The organism is Duganella sp. GW821-FHT01E12 (genome assembly GCF_059422325.1).
The window spans coordinates 667712-675188 of the sequence record NZ_JBWKWR010000001.1; the positions used below are offsets into that span (position 1 = coordinate 667712).

The 7477-nt window shown below is 64.3% G+C and carries 3 protein-coding genes; all 3 read right to left on the minus strand.

Annotated elements, in window-relative coordinates:
* Positions 1-8 precede the first annotated feature (8 nt).
* A complete protein-coding gene (gene icmF, locus AC07WS_RS02855) occupies positions 9-3296 on the minus strand; it encodes a fused isobutyryl-CoA mutase/GTPase IcmF (protein ID WP_494727624.1) in 3288 nt (1095 codons plus the stop codon).
* A 100-nt stretch (positions 3297-3396) separates the two neighbouring features.
* Positions 3397-6966 carry an indolepyruvate ferredoxin oxidoreductase family protein gene (locus AC07WS_RS02860; protein ID WP_494727625.1) on the minus strand — a complete coding sequence of 1190 codons (3570 nt, stop codon included), beginning with the start codon at positions 6964-6966 and terminating at the stop codon, positions 3397-3399.
* Between the two features lie 201 nt (positions 6967-7167).
* On the minus strand, positions 7168-7477 hold a 310-nt coding region (locus AC07WS_RS02865), incomplete at its 5' end, for a hypothetical protein (protein ID WP_494727626.1).

Here is a 7477-nt window from a genome sequence, read left to right on the forward strand (position 1 = left end):
TTGCTGTCTTACATATTGCGGCGGTACTGGCCGCCGACTTCGAACAGCGCCGTCGTGATCTGGCCCAGCGAGCAGACGCGCACGGCGTCCATCAGCTTTTCAAACACGTTGGCGTTGTCGATGGCGGCTTGCTGCAGGGCTGCCAGCGCTTGCGGCGCGTGCTCCGCGTTGCGGGCGTGGAAGTCCTCCAGACGGGTGAGCTGCGATTGCTTCTCGTCGTCGGTGGAGCGTGCCAGTTCGATCTTCTGCGGCTCGCCGGTCGCCTTCGGATTGCGGAAGGTGTTCACGCCGATGATGGGCAGCGTGCCGTCGTGCTTCTGGTGCTCGTACAGCATCGACTCTTCCTGGATCTTGCCGCGCTGGTAGCCGGTCTCCATCGCACCCAGCACGCCACCGCGTTCGGCGATGCGTTCGAATTCCTGCAGCACCGCTTCTTCCACCAGGTCGGTCAGCTCTTCCATGATGAACGAGCCCTGGTTCGGGTTCTCGTTCTTGGCCAGGCCCCATTCGCGGTTGATGATCAGCTGGATCGCCAGCGCGCGGCGCACGGATTCGTCGGTCGGCGTGGTGATCGCTTCGTCGTAGGCGTTGGTGTGCAGCGAGTTGCAGTTGTCGTAGATCGCGATCAGCGCCTGCAGCGTGGTGCGGATGTCGTTGAAGTCGATCTCCTGCGCATGCAGCGAGCGGCCCGAGGTCTGCACGTGGTACTTGAGCTTTTGCGAACGGTCGTTGGCGCCGTACTTGTCGCGCATCGCCACCGCCCACAGGCGGCGCGCCACGCGGCCCAGCACCGTGTATTCAGGGTCCATGCCGTTGGAGAAGAAGAACGACAGGTTGGGCGCGAAGTCGTCGATGTGCATGCCGCGCGCCAGGTAGGCTTCGACGAACGTGAAGCCGTTCGACAGCGTGAACGCCAGTTGCGAGATCGGGTTCGCGCCCGCTTCGGCGATGTGGTAGCCGGAGATCGACACCGAGTAGAAATTGCGCACCTGATGGTGGACGAAGTATTCCTGGATGTCGCCCATCACCTTCAGCGAGAACTCGGTCGAGAAGATGCAGGTGTTCTGGCCCTGGTCTTCCTTCAGGATGTCCGCCTGCACGGTGCCGCGCACGTTCTGCAGCACCCAGTCCTTGATCTTGGCCGCTTCGTCGGCGCTCGGCTGGCGCTTATTCTCTTCGACGAACTTGTCGACCTGCTGGTCGATGGCGGTGTTCATGAACATCGCCAGGATGGTCGGCGCCGGGCCGTTGATGGTCATCGACACCGAGGTGCTCGGGCTGCACAGATTGAAGCCGTCGTACAGCACCTTCATGTCGTCCAGCGTGGCGATCGATACGCCGGAGTTGCCAACCTTGCCGTAGATGTCCGGACGCAGCGCGGGATCGGCGCCGTACAGGGTGACGGAGTCGAAGGCGGTCGACAGGCGCTTGGCGTCCATGCCGGTGGAGACCAGCTTGAAGCGGCGGTTGGTGCGGAAGGCGTCGCCTTCGCCGGCGAACATGCGGGTCGGGTCTTCGCCCTCGCGCTTGAAGGCGAACACGCCGGCCGTGAACGGGAAGGAGCCCGGCACGTTTTCCAGCATCAGGAAGCGCAGCACTTCGCCGTGGTCTTCATAGCGCGGCAGGGCCACCTTGCGGATCTTGGTGCCGGACAGCGTGTGCTGGACCAGGCGGGTGCGGATTTCCTTGTCGCGGATCTTGACCACGTAATCGTCGCCCGCGTACGCGGCCTGCATGTCCGGCCACTGGGCCAGCAGCTTCTTGGCGCCGCCGTCCATTTCCGCATCGCGTTCGGCGATCAGGTCGTCGAAGTCGGCGGTCTTGTGGGCGATGGCCAGCATGCGTTTCGATTCGGTCAGCTGTTGGCGTTCGCGCGCCAGCGTCACCTGCTTGCGCGTGAAGCGGTGGTAGCCGCGCACGGTGTCGGCGATCTCCGCCAGGTAGCGCGCGCGTGCCGGCGGTACGATCACGTGTTTGCCGCTGGAGAAGCGCACATCCACCGGCGCCAGCTTGCCCGGCTTGGCCTTCAGGCCGAACTGCGCCAGCTTGGGCAGCAGGCCTTGATACAGCGCGGTCACGCCGTCGTCGTTGAAGCGCGATGCTTGCGTGCCGTAGACCGGCATTTCGTCCGGACGCTTGCTCCACATTTCGCGGTTGCGCTGGTACTGCTTGGCGACGTCGCGCAGCGCGTCCTGCGAACCTTTGCGGTCGAATTTGTTGATGGCGATGAAGTCGGCGAAATCGAGCATGTCGATTTTTTCCAGCTGCGAGGCGGCGCCGAATTCCGGCGTCATCACGTACATCGACACGTCGACGTGCGGCACGATGGCGGCGTCGCCCTGGCCGATGCCGGAGGTTTCGACGATCACCAGGTCGAAGCCGGCCACCTTGCAGGCGGCGATAACGTCCGGCAGCGCCTGCGAAATCTCGGAGCCTGCTTCGCGCGTGGCCAGTGAGCGCATGAAGACGCGCGCCTGGCCGTTCCACGGATTAATCGCGTTCATGCGGATACGGTCGCCCAGCAGCGCGCCGCCGGATTTGCGGCGCGACGGGTCGATCGAGATGATGGCGATGTTGACGGCATCGCCCTGGTCGAGGCGGATGCGGCGTATCAGTTCATCGGTCAGCGAGGATTTACCCGCGCCGCCGGTGCCGGTGATGCCCAGCGTCGGCACGGCCAGGCCTTCGGCGGCGGCCAGCAGTTCGGCGCGCAGGGCGGGGGAGGCTTTTTCGTTTTCCAGCGCGGTGATCAGCTGGGCCAGCGGGCGGTGGCGGGCGGCGATGTCACCCTCCTTCAGCGGCGCCAGCGAGGTTGGCGAATACTGGGACAGGTCGATGTCGCACTGCTGCACCATCCACTGGATCATGCCGACGAGGCCCATGCGCTGGCCGTCTTCCGGGCTGAAGATCTTGGTGACGCCGTAGGCGTGCAGGTCGGCGATTTCGTCGGGGACGATGACGCCGCCGCCGCCGCCGAATACCTTGATGTGCGCGCCGCCGCGCTGGCGCAGCAGGTCGATCATGTATTTGAAGTATTCGACGTGGCCGCCCTGGTAGCTGGAGATGGCGATGCCTTGCACATCCTCAGCCAGCGCGGCGGTGACGACTTCGTCGACCGAGCGGTTGTGGCCAAGGTGGACCACTTCCACGCCGTTCGATTGCAGGATGCGGCGCATGATGTTGATCGAGGCGTCATGGCCGTCGAACAGCGAGGCGGCGGTGACGAAACGGACTTTGTTGTTCAGGCGCGGCTGATCCGGCACGGCTGCGATTTTCGGAGCGGAGAGGTCGTTCATGGTGTCCCTTGTGCTTTTGTTCAGTTCATTATATGACGTTTACGTTAACGTCAAGTCAAGCGAAATATGGGGGGCGGGCCGCAGCCCGCCCCGTGATGCCTTACGCCGCGCGCTGCTGCGCCAGTTGCGCCAGCAGGCGTGCCTTCTCGGTACGGAAGGTGGCGACAGCCTTTTCCTTCACGTGGCCGAAGCCGCGCACTTTCTCCGGCAGGCCGGCCAGTTCCACCGCTGTGGCGTGGTTTTCCGGCGACAGTTTGTCCATCAGCGTGGCGACCAGCTCACGGTATTCGACGATCAGCGCGCGCTCCATCTTGCGCTCCTCGGTGTAGCCGAAGATGTCGAACGCGCCGCCGCGCAGGCCCTTGAACTTGGCCAGCAGCTTGAACGCGCTCCACATCCACGAGCCGAATTCCGCCTTGACCAGGTGGCCCTTGGCGTCCTTCTTGGCGAACATCGGCGGCGCCAGGTTGAACTTGACCGAGAAGTCGCCCTCGAACTGCTGCTTGAGCTGCTCGACGAAACGGCCGTCGGTGTACAGGCGCGCCACTTCGTATTCGTCCTTGTAGGCCATCAGCTTGAAGGCGTACTTGGCGACGGCGGTGGACAGCTTGTTGCCCAGGCCCAGAGCGGTTTCCTTCGCGCGCACCTGCGACACCAGCTGCTCGTAGGTGGCAGCGTAGGCGGCGTTCTGGTACGCCGTCAGGAACTCGACGCGCTTGCCGATGACGTTCTCCAGGCTTTGCGGCATCTGCATCACGATCGCTTGCGTAGGCGTGGCCACGCGCTCGACGCGCTTCAGGTCCACGGCGGCGCGGCGGCCCCACAGGAAGCTCTTCTTGTTCGAGGCGATGCCGACGCCGTTCAGTTCAATCGCGCGCAGCAGCGATTCCTCCTTCAGCGGGATGCGGCCCTTCTGCCATGCATAGCCCAGCATGAACAGGTTGGCGGCGATGGAGTCGCCCATCAGCGCGGTGGCGAGCTTGGTGGCGTTGATGAAATCTGCCGCGCCGGCGCCGACCGATTCCTCGATCAGCGCGCGCACTTCTTCCACCGGATACTGCCAGTCAGGGTTCTGCGCGAAGGTGCCGGGCGGCTGCTCGTGCAGGTTGACGATGGCCAGCGTGCGGCCCGGACGCATCTTCGACACCGCGTCGGCGGCGCCGGCGGTCAGCATGTCGCAGCCAAGGATCACGTCCGCCTCGCCGGTGGCGATGCGTTGCGCGCGCAGGTGGGCCGGGGTCTTCGCCACTTTGACGTGCGACGTGACCGAGCCGTTTTTCTGCGACATGCCGGTCATGTCCAGCACCGACGCGCCTTTGCCTTCCAGGTGCGCGGCCATGCCCATCAAGGCGCCGACGGTGATCACGCCGGTGCCGCCAATGCCGTTGATCAGGATGTTGTACGGCTCGTCGCAAGACGGCAGCACCGGTTCCGGCAGGGCGCCGAAGCCGTCGTCCGCGTTGTCCTTGGTGACGCCGGTCTTGGTCTTCTTCAGCGATCCGCCTTCGACCGTGACGAAGCTCGGGCAGAAGCCCTTCACGCACGAGTAGTCCTTGTTGCAGGACGACTGGTCGATGGTGCGCTTGCGGCCGAACTCCGTTTCCTTCGGCAGGATGGAGGTGCAGTTGGACTGGATGCCGCAATCGCCGCAGCCTTCGCACACGGCTTCGTTGATGACCATGCGCTTGGCCGGGTCGGGGTATTCGCCTTTCTTGCGGCGGCGGCGCTTCTCGGCCGCGCAGGTCTGGTCGTAGATCAGCACCGACACGCCGCCCACTTCGCGCAGCTCGCGCTGCACCGCGTCCATGTCCTTGCGGTCGTGCAGGCTGACGATAGACGGCAGGGCGCTGCGGTCGGTGTAGCGGTTCAGGTCTTCGGTGACGAGCGCGATGCGTTTGACGCCTTCGGCCGCCATCTGCTGCGCGATCATCGGCACCGAGGTGATACCGTCGACCGGCTGGCCGCCCGTCATCGCCACCGCGTCGTTGTAGAGGATCTTGTAGGTCATGTTGACCTTGGCCGCCACTGCCGCGCGGATCGCCAGGTAGCCGGAGTGGAAGTAGGTGCCGTCGCCCAGGTTCTGGAACACGTGCGGGATCTTCGAGAACGCGGCCTGGCCGATCCACGGCGCGCCTTCGCCGCCCATGTGCGTGGTGAGCTTGTTGAACTCGGGGTAGATCGAGGTCGCCATCACGTGGCAGCCGATACCGGCCAACGCCAGGCTGCCTTCCGGGACCTTGGTCGAGGTGTTGTGCGGGCATCCGGAGCAGTAGAACGCTGGACGGAACGGGGTGTTGATGGCCTTCTTCAGCACCGCGTCCTTGGTGTCGAGGAAGGTAAGGCGGGCCTTGATATGGTCGCAGGTGACCGGGTCCGAGATCAGGCGCTTGACGCGCGAGGCGATCACGCGCGCCACTTGCGACACCGAGAAGTCGGCCTTGGAGGTGAGCAGCCATTCGCCGCGCGGTGCGACCCATTCGCCTTTTTCATCGAACTTGCCGATCACGCGCGGACGCACGTCGTCGCGCCAGTTGTACAGCTGTTCCTTCAGCTGGTACTCGACGATCTGGCGTTTTTCCTCGACCACCAGGATCTCGTCCAGGCCCTGCGCGAATTCGCGCACGCTGTCCGGTTCCAGCGGCCATGGCATGGCGACCTTGAACAGGCGCAGGCCGACATCGGCCGCCATCTTCTCGTCGATGCCCAGTTCTTCCAGCGCTTCCAGCACGTCCAGGTAGGATTTGCCGGAGGCGATGATGCCCAGCTTGGCGTTCGGGCTGGTGATGGTGGTGTGATTGAGTTTGTTCTCGCGCGCATAGGCCAGCGCGGCGTAGATTTTGTAGTCCTGCATCAGCGCTTCCTGATTGCGCGCCTGCTGGCCCAGCGGGATGCTGGACAGGCGCGCGTTCAGGCCGCCTTCCGGCATGACGAAATCGTGCGGGATCTTGACCTCGACGCGGAACGGATCGGCATCGACCGAGGCCGACGATTCGACCGTGTCGGCCAGCGCCTTGAACGCCACCGTGCAGCCGGAGAAGCGCGACATGGCCCAGCCGTGGATGCCCAGGTCCAGGTATTCCTGCACGTTGCAGGGATACAGGACCGGGATCATCGAGGCCGAGAACAGGTGGTCGGACTGGTGCGGCAGCGTCGACGAGTAGGCGCCGTGGTCGTCGCCGGCCACCAGCAGCACGCCGCCGTGCTTCGAGGTGCCGGCGTGGTTCATGTGCTTGAAGACGTCGCCGCAGCGGTCCACGCCGGGGCCCTTGCCGTACCACATGGCGAACACGCCGTCGTACTTGGCCTCGCCGATCAGGTCGACCTGCTGCGAGCCCCAGACGGCGGTCGCGGCCAGGTCCTCGTTCACGCCCGGCACGAACTGCACGTGGTGCGCCGCCAGGTGCGGCTGGGCCTTCCACAGGTTCTCGTCCAGGCCGCCCAGCGGCGAGCCGCGGTAGCCGGAGATGAAGCCGGCGGTGTTCAGGCCGGCAGCCTGGTCGCGCACGCGCTGCATCATCGGCAGGCGCACCAGCGCCTGGATGCCGGACAGGAAGATGTCGCCTTTGAGCGCGGTGTATTTGTCGTCGAGGCTCACGGAGGTGAGGCGGGATGGGGCGGCGGCGTCGTCTCTGGCGGACGTTGCTGGGCCGTGTGCCGTGGTATCGGGCATGGCGGTGTCTCCGGTTTTGTGTCAGATCGCGCCCGAACTTGGTGGCGCCGGGTAGGCGCGCCAGGATCAGGCCATGGGCCGCATGGTTAGCGGCGGTACAGATATTTTAGGCTTAAAAATCTGCTTTGTAGCGGAGTATGGGCGCGAGTTGACGTATACGGAAATACCGAATGCCGATAGGGGTATAAGAAAAAGTGATGGCTATTGGGGCATCCAACGCAACACGCGTTTTTTGCCCCGCCATGATCCAGAAGTGGCTTCGGGCACCGTCCAGTTGACGCCGTCTTTGAACATCGCCAACAAGCGGGCCGCATCGACTTCGTTGATCACGGCACCATGCCCAAACAGACTGAGGCTGTGGGTTTGAGCGAGATACAGTGGCGCAGTGCCGGCACCAATGGTGACGTTGCGCTTTACCTTCTCAAGCGACACTTCATATTCCCCGGGCGCCAGCTTTAATGCGATAAAGCCGTGGTAGGACGGAAAGTAATAGGCGGACTTCGCACCGCTT

Excerpts from the sequence above, each read along its gene's own strand:
- icmF (WP_494727624.1), bottom strand. The coding sequence starts at position 3,296 with ATGAACGACCTCTCCGCTCCGAAAATCGCAGCCGTGCCGGATCAGCCG.
- AC07WS_RS02860 (WP_494727625.1), bottom strand. The coding sequence starts at position 6,966 with ATGCCCGATACCACGGCACACGGCCCAGCAACGTCCGCCAGAGACGAC.